Genomic DNA, 17,837 nt, shown 5'->3' with positions numbered 1-17,837 from the left:
GTGGCTCTGAGCAGGTCTAACTTCCGGCGTATGACCGATGTGGTGTTGCCCTGCCTGAACGAGGCCGCGGCCCTTGCGGACCTCCTCGCCCGGATGCCGGCCGGCTACCGGCCGATCATCGCTGACAACGGCTCGACCGACGGCTCACCGGCCGTCGCGCGCCGGTCCGGCGCCCGGGTGGTCCAGATCTCCCAGCGAGGGTACGGAGCAGCCGTCCACGCCGGAGTCCTCGCCGCCGAGCCGGTCGACGGTGTGGTGTGCGTGATGGACGCGGACGGCTCGTTCGACCCGGCCGACCTGCCTCGGGTGGCCGGCCCGGTCCGGGCGGGAGAGGCGGATCTGGCCTGCGGCCGCCGCCGGCCCGTCTCGGCGCGGGCCTGGCCGGCCCACGCGCGGATCGGCAACGCGATCCTGGCCCACCGGGTACGCCGCGCCACCGGGCTGCCGGTGCACGACATCGCGCCGGTCCGGGCCTTCCGCCGGGAGGCGCTGCTCGCCCTCGACCTGCGGGACCGGCGGTTCGGCTATCCGCTTGAGCTGCTGCTCTCGGCTGCCCGCGCCGGCTGGCGGGTGCGGGAGCTGGACGTGCCCTACCACCCGCGGGCGGCCGGAACCCGGTCGAAGGTGACCGGAACGGTACGCGGCACGCTGCGCACCATCCACGACATGCGGGCGGTGCTGGCCCGATGATCCAGCTGCTCGTGATGGCTAAGGCGCCCGTGCCGGGGCGGGTCAAGACACGGCTCTGCCCGCCGTGCACCCCGGCCGGGGCGGCGGCGATCGCGGCGGCCGCCCTCTGCGACACCCTGGAGGTGGGGACGGCACTGCCGGCGGTCCGGCGGGTTCTCGTGGCCGACGGGACGTACGCCGTGCCGCCCGGATGGGTGGGTGTGCCCCAGCGCGGCGACGGGCTGGCGGCGCGGCTGGCGCACGCGTTCGCCGACACGGCACTGCCGGATGTGCCGTCGCTGCTCATCGGCATGGACACGCCGCAGGTCACCGCCGGGTTGCTGCGGGACGCCGCGGACCTGCTCGTACGGCACGGCACGGTCCTCGGCCCGGCGGACGACGGCGGCTGGTGGGCGCTCGGCCTGCGTGAGCCGGGCGACGCCTCGGTGCTGCCGGGCGTCCCGACGTCCACGGCCGAGACGGGCGCCCGCACCTGGGCGGCGCTGCGCAACCGGGGTCTGCGCCCCGCCCGGCTGCCGCGGCTGCGGGACGTCGACACGGCGGCCGACGCCGTCACGGTCGCCGCCGCCTGCCCGCCGGGCCGCCGGTTCCCGAAGGCGGTGACCCGGCACCTGCCCGGAGTGGGAGGCCCCGGCCGGCGTCCCGCCGGTCACCGGCGCCGGGACGTCCGGTGAACGCGGCGCTCGCCGTGTGCCCGCCGGACCAGCAGGCGGCACTGGACGTCTACGACCGGGCCCTGAACCGGGCCGCCGGCGGCGGAACGGCCGAACTGACCCTGCGCGGCAACGACGGCCGGGAACGCCGGTTCGACGCCGCGGCGTGGTGCCGCCCACGCCGGCCCGGCGACGACGGGCTGCTCGACCGGTGCGAGGGCGCCACCCTCGATGTCGGCTGCGGCCCCGGGCGGCTCACCGAAGCGCTGCTGAGACGCGGCCGGCCGGCCCTCGGGATCGACGTGAGCGCGGCCGCGGTCCGGCTGACCCGCGCTCGCGGGGCGCTCGCGCTGCGCCGCGACGTGTTCGCCCCGCTGCCCGGCCAGGGACGGTGGGATCACCTGCTTCTCGCCGACGGCAACATCGGGATCGGCGGCGATCCGGCCGGGCTGCTGCGCCGCTGCCGTGACCTGCTCGCCCCGGACGGCCGCCTGCACACCGAACTCGAACCACCCGGAGCCGGAAGCTGGTCCGGCCCCGCCACCCTGCACGACGGTGACGGCCCACCCGCCCCGCTGCGCTGGGCCCAGGTCGCGGCGGACGACCTTCCGTCGCCGGCCCGGGCGGCCGGTCTGATCATCCACACCACCTGGACGGAGGCGAACCGATGGTTCGCGACCCTGACGCCCGCATGACCCGGACCACCACGGAACACGTCATCACGCGGGCGCGGCGGGTCCTGCGATGGCTGAACGAGCCACTTCCGCCGCCTCCGCAGCGTCTGCGCCGCGGCCCGTTGCGTCCCGGCGCGTTCCCGTCGCCGCTGCGATCCGCGCGCCTGACCGCCGTGCTGGGCATCGCACTCGGTGTCGCCTTCGGGGTCTGCTTCGTGACCGGCGTGCTCAGCCACCTCATTCAGCAGCCGCCCGGCTGGTTCCGCTGGCCGTCGCGCCCGAGCGGGCTCTACCGCTTCACCCAGGGCCTGCACGTGGCCACCGGGCTGGCGACGTTTCCGCTGCTGGGGGCGAAACTCTGGTCGGTCTTTCCACGGTTGTTCGCCTGGCCGCCGGTGCGGCACGCGGCGCACGGCGCCGAGCGCCTGGCCGTCGCCGCTCTGGTCTCCGCGGCGCTGTTCCAGCTGGTCACCGGCCTGCTCAACATCACCGGGAGGTACGCGCTGATGCCCTTCTACTTCCCCGCCGCCCACTACTGGGTCGCGTGGCTGGCGATGGGCGCCCTCCTGATCCACATCGGTGCCCGGTTGCCCACGGTCCGTACGGCTCTTCGCCGGCCACCCCACGGTTGCGCCACCGTGTCGCGGCCCGGGGCGGTCGCGGCTTCCGGGGGCCCGGGGATCCGTGCCGAGACGCCGGGCGAGACCGGGGACGGGCCGCGGCGGCGGCTTCTGATCGCGGCCGGAGCCGCCGCCGCGGTCATCACGGTGACGACCGCCGGGCAGACGGTGCGGCCGCTCGCGGGGATCTCACTGCTGGCGCCGCGCCGGCCGGACGACGGGCCACAGGGTCTGCCGGTGAACCGGACGGCCGCGGCCGCCGGGGTGCGGGACGCGGCGCTCGATCCCGGGTACCGGCTCACGGTGACCGGATTCGGCCGGGAGGTCTCCCTCAGCCTGGCGGACCTGACCGGGTTGCGGCAGCACACCGTGAGACTGCCGATCGCCTGTGTCGAGGGCTGGAGCGCCACCGGAACGTGGTCCGGAGTCCGGCTGCGTGACCTGGCCGTGCTGGTCGGCGGTGATCCGGGCGCCTGCGTGGCGGTCGTCGAATCGTTGCAGGCGGCGGGACGCAACCGGTCCTCGGTGGTGGCTCCGCCGCATGTCGCGGACCGGCTCACCCTTGTCGCGCTGCGTCTCGGCGGGGAGGCGCTCGCCCTCGACCACGGCTTTCCGGCCCGGTTGATCGCCCCGAACCGGCCCGGCGTGATGCAGACGAAGTGGCTCACCCGGATCACGCTGCGGGAAACCCGATGAGGCGCGCGCTGATCGTCTCCGGCGTGCTGCTCATGGGGTACGCCGTGCTCGGCGCCGCCACCGACGGTCAGGTCGGTCTGCCGGGTGTCCTGCTGTTCCTGGTCGTCGTCCTGGTGGTGCACGATGCCGTGTTCCTGCCGGTGGTGCTGGCGGCCGGGGCGCTCATCGGCCGTTTCGCGCCACCGGCCTGGCGGGCCACCGTGCGGCTGACGGCGGTCGTCACCGTGGCGGTGGCGGTGGTCGGCCTTCCGCTGACCCTGGGCGGCGGTACCGCCTCTTCCGAGGTCACGGCGCCGCCCAGCCCGTACGATCTGATGTGGATCTTGATTGTGCTCACCGTGACGGGCCTCGCCTGCGGGAGGCTGCTCCGGGCCCGCGCCGAGCGGCGTGACCGGCCTCGCCTGCCGGAGGCCGGTCCGGGGCCGCGCTGATCGTGACGCGCCGGGCGGGTAGCCGGGCCCGGCCGTAAGGGAATCGAAAGGTCGGCGTAGCGGCGCGGACCGCCGCCTGGTGGGTAGCCTCCGAACCGTGACCCCCCAGGTGCTGGTCGTGGACGATGATCCGACCGTCAGTGATGTGGTCCGGCGCTACCTGGAGCAGGACGGCTGCCGGGTCCGGCTGGCCGCGGACGGGCTGGCCGCGCTCGCGGCGGTCGACGCCGAGCGGCCCGATCTGATCGTGCTCGACCTGATGCTGGACGGGCTGGACGGGCTGGAGGTGTGCCGCCGGGTGCAGCGTGAGCAGCCGGGGCTGCCGGTGGTGATGCTGACCGCGCTCGGTGAGGAGAGCGACCGGGTGCTCGGGCTGGAGGTCGGCGCGGACGACTATGTGACCAAGCCGTTCAGTCCTCGGGAGCTGGTGCTCCGGGTCCGGTCGGTGTTGCGGCGGACCGCCCCGGGAGCGACCCCGCGGCCGGCTCTGCTGCGCGACGGGGATCTGGTGGCCGACACGGGGCGGCGCACAGCGGCGCTCGGCGGGCGGGCGCTGGCGCTGACCGTGCGGGAGTTCGACCTGCTGGAGTTCCTGCTGCGCAACCCGGTGCGGGTGTGGTCGCGGGGCGAGCTTCTGGAACGGGTGTGGGGCTGGAACTTCGGTGACCAGTCGACCGTGACGGTGCACGTCCGGCGGCTGCGGGAGAAGATCGAGCGGGATCCGGCGGCGCCGGCGCGGCTGGTCACCGTGTGGGGCGCCGGATACCGGTACGAGCCGGCCGCCGATGCGTGACGTACTGCTGATCGGGCTGTACTCGCTGGCAGCCGGGAGCGTGGTCGGGCTGGCCGGGGCGGGAGTGCTGCGGCTGCTGCGCGGCCGGTCGATCACCGTGCATGTGTGCGTGCTGCTGGCGATCACCGTCGGCGCCGTGGTGGCGGGTGTGGTCACGGTCGCCCGGGCGATGTTCCTGTCGGGGCACGACATGTTCGTCGTGCTGGTCACGGTGGCCGCGTCGGCGGTGGTCAGCCTGGCGGTGGGGACGATCTTCGGGCGGCGTCTGGCGGTGGCCGCGGTGTGGGCGGCGCAGGCCCGTGAGCGGGAACGGCGGATGGAGGCCGGGCGCCGGGATCTGGTGGCGTGGGTGTCGCACGATCTGCGGACCCCGCTGGCCGGCTTGCGTGCCATGACCGAGGCGCTGCAGGACGGGGTGGTCGCCGACCCGGAGACGGTGGCCGAGTACCACCGGCGGATCCGGGCCGAGACGGACCGGATGAGCGGGCTCGTCGACGACCTGTTCGAGCTGTCCCGGATCCATGCCGGGGCGCTGCGGCTGACGCCGACGCCGCTGCCGCTGGCCGACGTCGTCTCGGACGCGGTGGCCGCCGTCGCGCCGCTGGCCGGAAGCCGCGGGATCCGGGTGGAGGCGGCCGGCGGGGCCTGGCCGGTGGTGACGGCCGGCGCCGCCGAGCTGAACCGGATCATCGACAACCTGCTCACCAACTCGCTGCGGTACACGCCGTCGCACGGCATCATCCGGATCGACGCGGGCCTGGACGCGGGGCGGGTGTGGTTCGCGGTGTCGGACAGTTGCGGCGGAATTCCGGAGGACGACCTGCCGCGGGTCTTCGACGTGGCGTTTCGGGGCACCCGTGCCCGTACCCCGGAGAGCGCCGCGGGCGGCGGGCTGGGCCTGGCGATCGTGCGCGGACTGGTGGAGGCGCACGGCGGTGAGGTGCGCGCCGGCAACATCGCCGGTGGATGCCGCTTCGAGGTACGCCTGCCGGGCTCCTCAGCGGCGTAGGCGCCCGCGGGCCGGCACCCAGGGCATCGGTGGGAGATTCTGCTTTCACGGCCCGTTCCGTCGACATGCCACCGGTGTTCAGGTGGCGGCCGGAACCTTCCCGGGATGATCTCCGTGCGAAGGATGACCGAAGTGGTATGAACCCTCCGGCCGTCCGCTGACTCAGACTGAAAGCTGTCTATACAGCCTGGCGAACGGAGCCCTCCATGCCCGCTCCCACCCTCCACCGGCGCATCGTCGCGCTGCTGATCCCGGTCCTCGCGGGCCTGCTGGCCGCGTCCGTCACCGTCTTCCGCATGCCCTCCGCGGAGGCCGCCGCGCCGCTGACGGTCGCCCAGGCGATCAGTGGCCAGAGCGGGACCGGGACCGTCGTCGGCTACATCGTCGGCGAACCGACCGCCACCGACACGGTCCGGTTCAGCTCCTTCACCGGTGACACGGCGCTCGCCATCGCCGACAGCAGGAACGAGACCAGCACCGCCAGGATGCTGTACGTCCAGGTCACCAGCTCGTACCGGCCGGTGTTCGGGCTGGCCACCAACCCGTCGAACGTCGGCCGGACGGTCACCGTCACCGGCACGCTGACCGCCTACTTCTCGCACGCCGGGCTCAAGTCGCCGACCGCGATGACCTTCGGCGCCACGGCCACGACCGGTCCGACCGCGACGGCCACCGCGACTCCCACGGCGTCCAGCGGCACCGACGCCTACTACGCGGCGGCACTCGGCAAGTCCGGGCCGGGTCTCAAGTCGGTGCTGCACACCATCGTCTCGACCGGGGTCACCACGATCTCGTACGACGCGGTCTGGAACGCCTTGAAGGTCACCGACCAGGACCCGGCGAACTCGGCGAACGTCATCCTGCTCTACTCCGGGGTGAGCCGGTCCAAGACGCTCAACGGCGGGGCCACCGGCAACTGGAACCGCGAGCACGTGTGGCCGCAGTCGCACGGTGACTTCGGCACCGCCAACGGTCCCGGCACCGACCTGCACCACCTGCGGCCCGAGGACGTCACGATCAACGCGCTGCGCGGCAACAAGGACTTCGACGCGGGCGGCACCGCGGTCTCCGGCGCCACCGGCAACTACACGGACGCCGACTCGTGGGAGCCCCGCGCCGCGATCAAGGGTGACGTGGCCCGGATGGTGTTCTACATGGCGGTGCGTTACGAGGGCGGCGACTCCTGGGCGGACCTGGAGCTCAACAACTCGACCGCGAACGGCTCCAACCCGTACCTCGGGAAGCTCTCCACCCTGCTGGCGTGGCACACACAGGACCCGCCGTCGGCGGCCGAGCGCACCCGCAACCAGGTCATCTACAGCAGCTACCAGCGCAACCGGAATCCGTTCATCGATCACCCCGAGTGGGCGGCCTCGATCTTCGGCTGACGTCCTGACGGTCGCCCGTCGGTGCCGGGGAGGGGGCTCGCCGGCGGGCGATCCGGTGGCGCGGCGGGTGCCGGCCGACCCGGATGCTCCGACCATCATGCATTGTCCAGAATAGGCCTAAAATAGGGCATAACTGGCGGTTGTAGTGATCGTTGGGTGCAGTACCGGTGGTCGCGGAGGCGCTGCCGGGTGAGCCGGGGGGACTGCACCGAGGTGAGCACTGCATCGATCATGGCCGTAACCCCCTTCGGGCTCCCGGACGGGCGACTGCTGGCCGCCTGCTGCCGGGCCGGAGCACGAGGCGTGCTGGATCTCAGCGGACATGACGGTCCGGTCACCGCCGAGCTGCGGCGGGCGGCGCGGTGGGCGCCGGGCCGATTCGGCGTACGCGCGAGCGCCACCCTGACCGCGGCGGACCTCCCGGACCGGGTCGACACCGTGATCGTGCCGTCCGGGATCCGGGCCCTGAACTGGGGCGGCCGGACCGTTCTCGCGGAGGTGACCAGCCTGGCCCAGGCCCGCGCCGCGATGGCCGCCGGCGCCGACGGCCTGCTCGCCCGCGGCAGCGAGACCCGCGACCCGGACGCCGGCCTGTCCGTCTTCGTCCTGCTGCAGCAACTGCTCGCCGAGTTGCCGGTGCCGGTGTGGGCGTGGGGTGGCATCGGCCCGCACACCGCCGCGGCCGCCGTCGCCGGGGGAGCGGCCGGTGTCGTCCTGGACACCGCGCTGGCGCTGCTGCCGGAAGCCTCTCCGCCGCCCGCGCTCGCCGCCGCGCTGACCCGGCCCTCCGCCGGCGCCGGACTGGACGCCCACCTCGCCGGTGACCTCGCCCGGCGGCACCGGGACGTGCCCGGCCTGATCCGGGCGGTCCGGACGGCCGTCGACGCCGGCCGCACCGCCGCCGCCCTCGGCCCGGGCGCCCCGCTGGCGCAGCGCCTCGGCATCGCCCTGCCGATCGTGCAGGGGCCGATGACCCGGGTCAGCGATCGTCCCGGGCTGGCGGCCGCGGTCGCCGCCGGAGGCGGTCTGCCGTGCGTCGCGCTGTCCCTGGCCGACGGCGAGACCAGCCGGGACCTGCTGCGCGAGACGGCGCGGGCGGTGGCCGGGCGGCCGTGGGCGGCCGGCATCCTCGGGTTCGCCCCGGAGGAGACCCGGGCCGCCCAGCTCGACGCCATCCTGGCGGCCCGCCCGGCCGCGGTGATCGTCGCGGGCGGCCGCCCGGACCAGGCGGCCCGGCTGGAGGCGGCGGGCGTCGCCGCGTTCCTGCACGTGCCGTCGCCCGGCCTGCTGCGGCAGTTCCTCAGCGCCGGCGCCCACCGGTTCGTCTTCGAGGGCGCCGAGTGCGGCGGGCACATCGGCCCGGCCACCAGCTTCGCCCTCTGGCAGGCACAGATCCCGGTGCTGCTGGACTGGCTGGACGAGCACCCGGACACCCGCCTCGACGTGCTGTTCGCCGGAGGCGTGCACGACGCCCGGTCGGCGGCCATGGTGACCGCCGCCGCCGCGCCGCTGACCGCCCGTGGGGCCGGGGTGGGCCTGCTGATGGGAACGGCGTACCTGTTCACCACGGAGGCGGTCGGCACCGGCGCGATCGGGCCGGTGTTCCAGCGCGAGGTGCTGCGGGCCCGCGCCACCACCGTCCTGGAGACCGCGCCCGGCCACCTGACCCGCTGCGTGGACAGCCCGTACGCGGCCGAGTTCACCGCGGCCCGGGAACGGCTGCGCGCCGCCGGGACACCGGAACGGGAGATCTGGGCCGAACTGGAGCGGCTCAACCTGGGCCGGCTGCGCCTGGCCAGCAAGGGCCTTCGGCGTACCGATGCCGGTCTGATGCCGGTCGGCGAGCAGGCGCAACTCGACGGCGGACTGTTCATGGCCGGGCAGGTGGCGGTGCTGCGCGACCAGGTCACCAGCGTGGCCCGGCTGCACGCCGACGTGACCGCCGGCGCCGCCGCGTGGCTGGCCGTGCCCGCGGTGGCCGGGGCGGACGGGCCGCCCGTGCCGGAGACGGTGGCCGCGCCGCTGGACGTGGCGATCATCGGCCTGGCCGGAATCTTCCCCGGCGCCGAGGACACCGCCGCCTTCTGGGCGAACGTGGTGGCCGGCACCGACGCGATCACCGAGGTGCCGGCCGACCGGTGGGACGCCGACCGGCACGACGTGCCGGCCCGGTGGGGCGGCTTCCTGCCACGGGTGCCGGTCGACCCGGTCGCCTGGGGCATCCCGCCGGCGTCGCTCGCCGCCATCGAGCCGGTGCAGCTGCTCGCCCTGGAGACCGCCGGGCGGGCGCTCGCCGACGCCGGATACCAGCCGCTGCCGGACCGCGAGGGACGGCCCTTCGACCGGTCGCGGACCGCGGTGATCTTCGGCGCCGAGTCCGGCGGCGAACTGGCGCACGCGCTGACCCTGCGGGCCGTGCTGCCCGCCTACCTCAGCGAGGTGCCCGCCGCCCTCGCCGCGCAGCTGCCCGAATTCACCGAGGACACCTTCCCCGGGGTGCTCGCCAACGTCATCACCGGGCGGATCGCCAACCGGATGGACCTGGGCGGCGCCAACTACATCGTCGACGCGGCCTGCGCGTCCTCGCTGGCCGCCGTCGACGCGGCCTGCCGTGAACTGGTCACCGGCAGCGCCGACCTGGTGCTGTGCGGCGGCGCCGACACCCACAACAGCCTGCTCGACTACCGGCACTTCGCGGCCGCCGGGGCGCTGTCGCCGACCGGCCGGTCCCGCCCGTTCGACGCGGCCGCCGACGGCATCGCGCTCGGCGAGGGCGTCGGCTGCCTGGTGCTCAAACGGCTCGCCGACGCCGAACGTGACGGCGACCGGGTGTACGCGGTGATCCGTGGCGTCGGCAGCGCCAGCGACGGACGCGCCCGCGGGCTGACCGCGCCCCGCCCGGAGGGCCAGCGTGCCGCGCTGCTTCGCGCGTACCGGCAGGCGGGGGTGTCGCCGGCGGAGGTGGGACTGGTCGAGGCGCACGGCACCGGCACGGTGGTCGGGGACCGTACCGAGCTGATCACCCTCACCGGGGTGTACACCGAGGCCGGCGCCCGGCCCGCGACGGCGGCCCTCGGCTCGGTGAAGTCGCAGATCGGCCACACCAAGTGCGCCGCCGGCATGGCCGGGCTGATCAAGACGGCCCTGGCCATCCACACCGGCATCCGCCCGCCGACCACCCACCTCACCCGGCCGCACGCCGAATGGTCGGCCACCGACAGCCCGTTCTCCTTCGACCGGGTGGCACGTCCCTGGCCGGACGCCCTGGAACGGCGGGCCGGCGCGGTCAGCGGTTTCGGCTTCGGCGGCACCAACTTCCACGCCGTGCTCACCGGACATCGCGGGCCGGAACCCCGGCACGGCCTCGACCGGTGGCCGGCGGAGCTGTTCCTGTTCGCCGGGCCGGCCGACGCCGCCTGGCTGCGCGGCCTGCTGGACGCCCACCCCCGGGCCCGGCTGCGCGACCTCGCCCGGACCGCGGCCGCCCGCCTGACCCGCGCCGCCGCGGCGCCCACCCTGTCGGTGCTCGCCACCGGCGTCGACGATCTGCGGGCGCGTCTCGACGATCTGAGAAGCGACGGGGTACGCCGTACCGGGAAGCCGGGACTGGCGCTGCTCTTCCCGGGCCAGGGCAGCCAGCGCGTCGACATGTTCGCGGGGCTGCTCGTCGCCTTCCCCGAGCTGCGGGAACCCGCCGAACACGGCGGCGACTGGGTGCGCGCCCTCTACCCGGGCGCCGCCTTCGACCCGGACACCGCCCGGCAGTGGCGCGACCGGCTACGCGACACCCGCAACGCCCAGCCGGCCCTCGGGCTCACCGGCCTGGCCGCCCACCGCTTCCTCACCATGCTCGGCGTCACCGCCGACATGGCCGGCGGCCACAGCTACGGCGAACTGGTCGCCCTCACCGCCGCCGGCGCGCTGCCCGCCGCCGTCCTGCCCGCGCTGAGCGAACGCCGGGCCGAGGAGATCCTGGCCGCCGCCGGATCCGAGCCCGGCACGATGGCCGCCGTCACCGGCCCGCCGGACCAGGTAGCCGCCGAGGTCGCCGCCATACCCGGGGTGGTCCTGGCCAACCACAACAGCCCCCGGCAGACCGTCCTGGCCGGGACGCCGGACGCCGTCGAGCTGGCCGCCGCCCGGCTGCGGGCGCTCGGCCACACCGTCACCCCCCTCGACGTGGCCTGCGCCTTCCACAGCCCGCTGGTGACCGCGGCCGGACCCGGGTTCGCGTCGGCGGTCTCCGGGCTGCCGCTGCGCGCCCCACGGATCCCGGTGTACGCCAACCGCACCGCCCAGCCGTACCCGGACCGGCCCGACCTGATCGCCGCCGAGCTGGGCGACCAGATCGGCGCGCCGGTCCGCTTCGCCGAGCAGATCGAGGCGATGTACGCCGCCGGCGCCCGCGTCTTCGTCGAATGCGGCCCCGGTGTCACCCTCAGCAACCTGGTCGGCGCGATCCTGGCCGGCCGGCCGCACCGGACGGTCGGCTTCGAGGCGTCCGGCGGTGGCCTGCCCGGCGCCCTCACCGCGGTCGCCGACCTGGCCCTGGCCGGCGTGCCGGTGCACCTCGACCCGCTCTTCCGCGGCCGGGACGCCGTCGATCTCACCGGCGCCACACCGGCGCCCGCGCCCCGCTGGACCGTCGACGGGCACGCGGTGCGTACCGCCGACGGCGCCTACCTGACCGGTGGCATCGCCGCCGCCCGGCCGGTGCCGGTGGCCGCCGGGACGCCGGGCGCCGACGCCGACCGGCTCATCGAGGACTATCTGCGCACCACCCGCGAGTTCGTCGCCACCCAGCGCGACGTCATGCTCGCCTATCTGGGCGCGCCGCCACCGGCCGCGACCGAGCCGGCCCGGGCACCGGCGCCCGCCGTCGCCGCGCCGCTCGCCGAGCCGGCCACCGAGACGGCGCGGCAGCCGGCCGGCGCCCTGGACCGGGTACGGGCGGTGATCAGTTCCCGCACCGGTTACCCGGTCGACCTGATCGGCCCGGACGTCGACCTGGAAGCCGACCTCTCCATCGACTCGATCAAACGCACCGAGATCGTCGGCGAGCTCACCGGCGGCGCCGGCCCGGCCCTGGAGCGGCTGGGCCGGGCCCGGACCGCGGGCGAGATGGCGAGACTGCTCGACGGCGGCACCCCGGCCACCGCCCCGCACCGGTTCACCGCCGACTGGGTGCCCGCGCCGGCCCGCGCCGACGTCGTGCCGGCCGACCGCACGGTGACCGTGGACGGCCCGGACGAGCTGGTCCGGGCGCTGCGCGAGCGGGGCATCACGGTCGTGCCGGACGGCGCGGACGATCTCGTCCTGCTCGGCGCGCTGGCCGCCGGCGACGACGAGCAGCCGTGGCTGCCGCTGCTGTTCGACAGGCTGCGGGCGGCCGCCGGCACCGGCGCCGGGCTGCTGGTCGCCGCCGTCGCCGGCGATCCCCGCGCCGACGGCCTGCCCGGCTTCGTCCGCTCGCTGCGACGGGAGCGTCCCGGCCTGCTGACCCGCCTGGTCACCGTGCCCGCGCAGGCGTCCCCGGCGACGGTCGCCGCGCTGCTGACGGCCGAACTCGGCGACCGCGGCGACGAGCCGGTCACCCGGCACGGCGAGGCCCGGCTGGTTCCGGCGTTACGGCCCGCACCGCTGCCCCGGACGGCCGGGCGGTCCACCGGACTGAACCGGGACTCCGTGGTGCTGCTGGCCGGCGGCGCCCGCGGGATCACCGCGACGGTGGCCGGCGAGTTCGCCGCCCGTACCGGCTGCCGGATCGTGCTGGCCGGGCGGACCGCGCCGGACGGCGAACCGGAGGACGCCGAACTGGCCGCCGCCACCGACCTGAACGCGCTGCGCCGGCTGTTGGCGGGCCGCGATCCGGCCGGCGTCGACCGGCGGGCCAGGGCGGTGCTCGCCCGCCGGGAGGTCGCCGCCACCCTCGCCGAGCTGCGGTCGGTCGCCCGGTCCGTCGAGTACCACACCGCCGACGTGACCGACGCCGTCGCCGTGCACCGGCTCGTGAAGACCGTCCACACCACGTACGGGCGTCTCGACGGGGTGGTGTTCGCGGCCGGGGTGATCGAGGACCGGCTGCTCGCCGACAAGACCGCCGAGTCGTTCCGGACCGTGTTCGCCACCAAGGCCGAGGGCGCCCGCAACGTCCTGGACGCCCTCGAGGGCCTGCCCGCGCCGCCCGCCTTCGTCACCCTGTTCGGCAGCATCGCGGCGATCCGCGGCAGCCGCGGCCAGTGCGACTACGCCGCCGCCAACGACGCCGTGGACAGCATCGGCCGCCGCTGGGCCGCCCGCACCGCAAGCCGCTGCCTCACCGTCCACTGGGGGCCGTGGGCGCCGGACCGCCGGCACGGCGGCATGGTGACCGCCGAACTCGCCGGCCGGTACGCCGCACAGGGCGTCCAGCTGATCGACCCGGCCGCCGGTGCGGCCGCCCTGCTGGACGAGCTGACCCACGGCGACCCGGCGCTGACCAGCGTCGTCTACGCGGCCCCGGGCTGGTGAGCATGGAACCGGTCGCCGTCGTCGGGATGGCGGTGCTGTTCCCCGGCGCCCCCGACCTGGACACCTACTGGCACAACATCGTCACCGGCGCCGACAGCATCACCGGCCCACCACCCGGGTACGGCCTGCCGCCCGAGAGCCGCGGCGGCTTCCTCGGCGACCTGGCCACCGTCGACCCGGCCGCGCTTGGGGTGATGCCCGCCGCGCTGCCGCTGACCGAACCCGACCAGCTGATCGCCCTGCACGTGGCCGCCGCCGCGCTCGCCGACGCCGGCATCGGCGCCGGGACGGCCGACCCCGGGCGGGTCGGGGTGATCCTCGGCCGCGGCGGCTACCTGACGCCCGCCCTGTCCCGTTTCGGCCAGCGGGTACGCGGCGCCGACCAGCTAACCCACACCCTCACCGAGCTGCTGCCCGAACTCGGCGCGGCCGCCACCGACCGGATCCGGGAAGCGTTCGCCGACCGTCTCGGCCCGGTGTCGCCCGGCGCCGAGATCGGCCTGGTCCCGAACCTGGCCGCGGCCCGGATCGCCCACCGGCACGGGTTCGGCGGCCCCGCGTACACCGTCGACGGGGCCTGCGCCTCGTCGCTGCTCGCCGTCGACCAGGCCGTCGCCGAACTGGCCCGGGGCCGCTGCGACGTGGTGCTGGCCGGCGGCGTCCACCACGCCCACGACGTCACCCTGTGGAGCGTCTTCGCCGGGCTGGGCGCGGTCAGCCCGACCGGCCGCAGCCGCCCGTTCACCGGCGGCGCCGACGGCCTGGTCATCGGCGAGGGCAGCGGCATCGTGGTCCTCAAGCGCCTGACCGACGCCCGCCGCGACGGCGACCGCGTCTACGCCGTGATCCGCGGCACCGGCGTCTCCGGTGACGCGGGCGCCGCCAGCCTGATGAACCCGGTCTCCGCCGGGCAGGCGGCCGCGCTGCGCCAGGCCTGGTCGTCGGCCGGGCTCGACCCCACCGCACCGGACGCGGTCGGCCTGATCGAGGCGCACGGCACCGCCACCGCGGCCGGCGACGCCTGCGAGCTGGCCACCCTGCACGACGTCTTCGGCACCGGAGGCCAGGCCGTCCTGGGGTCGGTGAAGGCGCTGATCGGCCACACCATGCCGGCCGCCGGGATCGCCGGCCTCATCAAGGCCGCCCTCGCCGTCCACCACGGCGTGCTGCCGCCGATGCCCGCCTGCGACGACCCGCACCCCGGCCTGGCCGCCACCCGGTTCCGGCCGATCCCGGTGGCCCGCGCCTGGTTCGGCGCGACCCGGCGGGCCGCGGTCAACGCGTTCGGCTTCGGCGGCGTCAACGCCCACGCCGTCCTCGAACAGGCGCCCGCCGCCGGACGGCCGGCCCGGGTGCGGGAGCCGGTCGCGGTGCTGCGGCTGGCCGCCGACACCACCGGCGAACTCGCCGAGCTGCTGGACCGGCCGCCGGCCGTGCCGTCCGGGCACGGCCGGATGCGGCTCGCCGTCGTCGCGCCCACCGAACGCACCCTGGCCGCCGCCCGCCGCGTCGTCGCCGCCGGCCGGCCGTGGCGGGGCCGGCAGGACATCTGGTTCAGCCCGCGCCCGCTGCTGGCCGGCGGAGACGGCCGGATCGCGTTCCTCTACCCGGGGCTGGAGGCCGAGTGCGAGCCGCGCGCCGGTGACGTCGCCGCCCGCATCGGCCGCGACGTGACGCTGCCCGGCGCCGACGGCCTGCACCGGCAGGGCGTCACCGTCTACCGCACCAGCCGGCTGCTCGACACCGCCCTCCGCGACCAGGGAGTACGCCCCGACGTGCTGGCCGGGCACTCACTGGGGGAGTGGACCGCCATGGCGGTGGCCGCCGGCTACCACGACGAGGAACTGGAGCGGGTGCTGGAGGCGTTCGCCGACGCCGTCCGGCAGGTTCCCGACGTGGTGTTCGCCGCGGTCGGTGCCGCCGCCGAGACCGTCGCGCCGTTCCTGACCGGGACCGCCGTCACCGTCTCGCACGACAACGCGCCACACCAGAGCGTCGTCTGCGGACCGTCCGGCGAGATCGAGAAGCTGCTCGCCGGGCTGGCCGAGAACGGTGTCGTCGGGCAGCCGCTGCCGTTCCGGTCCGGGTTCCACACCCCACTGCTGAGGCCGTACGTGCACCGCCTGACCGCCGCCGCCGGACTGCTCGACACCAGGCCCTGGCGGACGCCGCTGTGGTCGGCCACCACCCTGGCGCCGTACCCGGACGACGACGGCCGGATCCGGGACCTGTTCGTCCGCCACCTGCTCGAACCGGTCCGCTTCCGCGGGCTGATCGAACGGCTGCACGCCGCCGGGGTCCGCGCCTTCGTCCAGGTCGGGCCGGGCGGGCTCGGCTCGCTCGTGCACGACATCCTGCGCGGGCACGACCACCTGGCGATCGCCGCCACCACCCCCCGGCAGACCGGGCTCGGCCAGCTCACCCGGGTGCTCGCCGCGCTGTGGGCGGAGGGCGCCGCGATCGGCGGGGACCTGCTGCCCGCACGCAACCCACGGCCGCCGTCCGCCGGGCGGGTGCGACTGGACCTCGGGGCGCCGCTGGTCACCCTCGGCGAGGCGGGGGCGGGGCTGCTGCCTCGCTCCGGCGTACCGGAGACGGGGCCTGTCTCGGAAAGCCTGACCGGCGCGCTGGGTGCGGAGACCGCCCGGGCCGCGGAGGAGGTCGTCGCCGCCTGCCGGCGGCGTGCCGCGCCCGCCACCACCACCGTGCGCCGCCATCTGTCCCTGGACCGGCTGCCCTACCTGCGGGATCACACGTTCGCGCAGCTGCCGGCCGGCTGGCCGGAACCGGGCGACGGCTTCCCGGTGGTCCCCGCCACCGATCTGATCCGGCAGCTCTGCGACGCGGCCCGGCCCACCGCGAGCGGCGTGGTGACCGCCGTGCACGACGCCGGTTTCGACCGCTGGCTGGCCGTCGCGCCGCCGGTCACCGTCACCTTCGAGATCGCCGCAGACACCCCCGCCCGGCGCCGCGTCACCGCACGGGGGTACGCCCGAGCCACCGTCGAGTTCGGCGGCGCCTACCCGCCGGCGCCGCCGGTGTGGCCGCGGCCCACCGACACCGGCTGGGCGCCGCGCCTGACCGCCGCCCAGATGTACGCCGCCCGCTGGATGTTCCACGGACCCGCCTACCAGGGCGTGACCGGCATCGACGAGATCGGCGCCCGGCACGTGCGCGGCACCCTCACCACCCCGGCCGGTGGTGGCGCCCTGCTCGACAGCGCCGCCCAACTGGTCGGCTACTGGATGACGGAACAACTGGACGGCGACAACCGGGCCTTCCCGGTCGCGCTGACCGCACTGCGCCTCTACGGCCCCGACCCGGCGCCCGGCGAGAGGCTCACCTGCCACGTCCGGATCGGTGACGTCACCGCCGGCGCCGTCACCGCCGACCTCCAGCTCGTCCACGACGGCACGGTCCGAGCCGAGATGCGCGGCTGGCGGCTGCGCCGGTTCGCCGGCGACGACGCGGTCCGGGCCGTGGACCGGACCCCCGGGACCGCCCGGCTGGCCCGCCGCCACGAAGCCGGCTGGCACTGGGTCACCACCCACTGGACCGACCAGGCCAGCCGCGACCTGCTGGCCCGCACCTACCTCACCCCCGCCGAATGGGCCCTCTACCAGCGCCGGCCCGCGCGTGGCCGGGACGCGTGGCTGCTCGGCCGGATCGCCCTCAAGGACGCGGTCCGCACCATGCTGCCCGACCCCGAGGTGTTCCCGATCGAACTCGACACCGGCAACGACACCGCCGGACGGCCGTGGATCACCGGACGGCACGGCCGCCACCTGCCTCCGCTGGCCGTGTCGATCGCCCACCACGGCGCCCTCGGTGTCGCCCTGGCCCGGCCGGCCGGACCGGTCGGCATCGACGTCCTCGAGGTCGCCGACCGGGACGACGCCACCGTGGCCGCAGCACTCGCCCCGGCCGAACGCGACCTGCTCGGCGCCGACCGCGCCACCTGGTTCACCCGGTTCTTCGCCGCGAAGGAGGCCGCCGGCAAAGCGCTCGGCACCGGCCTCGGCGGCGACCCGCGCACGCTGCGCGTCACCGCCGCGAGCGACACCGCGATCACCGTCGCGACCACGGCCGGCGACTTCCGCGTACGCCTGACCGATCTGCATCACGAAGGGCGGCGGCACGTCGTCGCCTGGACCACCGACCGAGAGGTGTTGCCTTGACTTCTTCCCCGCCCTGAAGGACGGGATTCCCTTCGGCCTTGCGGCCGAACCGGTTTACGCCGGGCGCCTCGCGGTGTGGGGTTCCTGCTTCACAGCCGATCGCAGAAGGGAGGACCCTTGCTGTCTCATATCAGCTCCACAGGCTTCGCCGGGGTTGTGCCCGGCTACGGCTCGTCCAGCCGCAAGGATGTTCTT

At 75.7% G+C, this 17,837-nt stretch carries 10 protein-coding genes; all 10 read left to right on the top strand.

Going from position 1 to position 17,837, the window contains the following annotated elements; all coding sequences use genetic code 11:
• Positions 1-30: 30 nt before the first annotated feature.
• The 10 genes from AB0I88_RS03985 to AB0I88_RS03940 all read left to right on the top strand — a co-directional run bounded on the left by AB0I88_RS03985 (position 31) and on the right by AB0I88_RS03940 (position 17,642).
• Positions 31-690 carry a glycosyltransferase family 2 protein gene (locus tag AB0I88_RS03985; protein ID WP_361018006.1) on the top strand — a complete coding sequence of 220 codons (660 nt, stop codon included), beginning with the start codon at positions 31-33 and terminating at the stop codon, positions 688-690.
• Positions 687-1,364, top strand: a complete 678-nt coding sequence (locus tag AB0I88_RS03980; protein ID WP_361018004.1) for a DUF2064 domain-containing protein — start codon at positions 687-689, stop codon at positions 1,362-1,364. The genes AB0I88_RS03985 and AB0I88_RS03980 overlap by 4 nt, the downstream gene beginning before the upstream one ends.
• Positions 1,361-2,038, top strand: coding sequence for a class I SAM-dependent methyltransferase (locus tag AB0I88_RS03975; RefSeq protein WP_361018002.1), 678 nt, complete (start codon positions 1,361-1,363; stop codon positions 2,036-2,038). The genes AB0I88_RS03980 and AB0I88_RS03975 overlap by 4 nt, the downstream gene beginning before the upstream one ends.
• On the top strand, positions 2,011-3,333 hold the full coding sequence (locus AB0I88_RS03970; RefSeq protein ID WP_361018000.1) for a molybdopterin-dependent oxidoreductase: 1,323 nt from the start codon (positions 2,011-2,013) through the stop codon (positions 3,331-3,333). The genes AB0I88_RS03975 and AB0I88_RS03970 overlap by 28 nt, the downstream gene beginning before the upstream one ends.
• Positions 3,330-3,764: a hypothetical protein gene (locus AB0I88_RS03965; protein ID WP_361017998.1), complete on the top strand. Its 435-nt coding sequence runs from the start codon at positions 3,330-3,332 to the stop codon at positions 3,762-3,764. The genes AB0I88_RS03970 and AB0I88_RS03965 overlap by 4 nt, the downstream gene beginning before the upstream one ends.
• Positions 3,765-3,861: 97 nt before the next feature.
• On the top strand, positions 3,862-4,557 hold the full coding sequence (locus tag AB0I88_RS03960; RefSeq protein ID WP_361017996.1) for a response regulator transcription factor: 696 nt from the start codon (positions 3,862-3,864) through the stop codon (positions 4,555-4,557).
• Positions 4,550-5,566, top strand: coding sequence for a HAMP domain-containing sensor histidine kinase (locus tag AB0I88_RS03955; protein WP_361017994.1), 1,017 nt, complete (start codon positions 4,550-4,552; stop codon positions 5,564-5,566). Before AB0I88_RS03960 ends, AB0I88_RS03955 begins: the two co-directional genes overlap by 8 nt.
• A 206-nt stretch (positions 5,567-5,772) precedes the next feature.
• Positions 5,773-6,954, top strand: a complete 1,182-nt coding sequence (locus AB0I88_RS03950) for an endonuclease (RefSeq protein WP_361017992.1) — start codon at positions 5,773-5,775, stop codon at positions 6,952-6,954.
• Between the two features lie 231 nt (positions 6,955-7,185).
• A complete protein-coding gene (locus tag AB0I88_RS03945; RefSeq protein WP_361017990.1) occupies positions 7,186-13,464 on the top strand; it encodes an SDR family oxidoreductase in 6,279 nt (2,092 codons plus the stop codon).
• A gap of 2 nt (positions 13,465-13,466) precedes the next feature.
• A complete protein-coding gene (locus AB0I88_RS03940; RefSeq protein WP_361017988.1) occupies positions 13,467-17,642 on the top strand; it encodes a beta-ketoacyl synthase N-terminal-like domain-containing protein in 4,176 nt (1,391 codons plus the stop codon).
• Positions 17,643-17,837 lie beyond the last annotated feature (195 nt).

Origin of the sequence: Actinoplanes sp. NPDC049802 (genome assembly GCF_040656595.1) — a bacterium.
Taxonomy (GTDB): Bacteria; Actinomycetota; Actinomycetes; order Mycobacteriales; family Micromonosporaceae; genus Actinoplanes.
Note: the sequence above shows the minus strand (reverse complement) of the source record. Positions and strands in the feature narration are given on the sequence as shown.

What these genes read in the sequence shown, in the direction of transcription:
- AB0I88_RS03985 (WP_361018006.1), top strand. Translation starts at nt 31, where the DNA reads ATGACCGATGTGGTGTTGCCCTGCCTGAACGAGGCCGCGGCCCTTGCG.
- AB0I88_RS03980 (WP_361018004.1), top strand. Translation starts at nt 687, where the DNA reads ATGATCCAGCTGCTCGTGATGGCTAAGGCGCCCGTGCCGGGGCGGGTC.
- AB0I88_RS03970 (WP_361018000.1), top strand. Translation starts at nt 2,011, where the DNA reads ATGGTTCGCGACCCTGACGCCCGCATGACCCGGACCACCACGGAACAC.
- AB0I88_RS03965 (WP_361017998.1), top strand. Translation starts at nt 3,330, where the DNA reads ATGAGGCGCGCGCTGATCGTCTCCGGCGTGCTGCTCATGGGGTACGCC.
- AB0I88_RS03955 (WP_361017994.1), top strand. Translation starts at nt 4,550, where the DNA reads ATGCGTGACGTACTGCTGATCGGGCTGTACTCGCTGGCAGCCGGGAGC.
- AB0I88_RS03950 (WP_361017992.1), top strand. Translation starts at nt 5,773, where the DNA reads ATGCCCGCTCCCACCCTCCACCGGCGCATCGTCGCGCTGCTGATCCCG.
- AB0I88_RS03945 (WP_361017990.1), top strand. Translation starts at nt 7,186, where the DNA reads ATGGCCGTAACCCCCTTCGGGCTCCCGGACGGGCGACTGCTGGCCGCC.
- AB0I88_RS03940 (WP_361017988.1), top strand. Translation starts at nt 13,467, where the DNA reads ATGGAACCGGTCGCCGTCGTCGGGATGGCGGTGCTGTTCCCCGGCGCC.